A 282-nucleotide genomic window follows, 5' to 3' on the forward strand; every position below is an offset into this window, starting at 1 on the left:
GATGCGCGTCAGAACGGCATGAGCGCCGCGCTGCTGGACCGGCTGACACTCAATCCGCAACGCCTCGGCAGCATCGCCAGCGATGTGCGCCAGGTCTGTCAGCTGGCCGATCCGGTGGGGCAATTAATTGACGGCGGTCAGCTCGACAGCGGGCTGCGCATTGAGCGTCGTCGCGTGCCGCTGGGCGTGGTGGCCGTGATCTACGAGGCGCGTCCCAACGTCACGGTGGACGTCGCCACTCTGTGCCTGAAAACCGGTAACGCCGCCATTCTGCGCGGCGGT

Annotated in this window: 1 pseudogene; it reads left to right on the forward strand. The window is 66.7% G+C overall.

What is annotated here, in order from left to right:
* Nucleotides 1-282: pseudogene (locus tag SB756_RS29465) on the forward strand (gamma-glutamyl-phosphate reductase); the annotation flags it as partial.

It is taken from the genome of Pseudomonas sp. SIMBA_068 (assembly GCF_046534705.1).
GTDB classification, from domain to species: domain Bacteria; phylum Pseudomonadota; class Gammaproteobacteria; order Pseudomonadales; family Pseudomonadaceae; genus Aquipseudomonas; species Aquipseudomonas putida.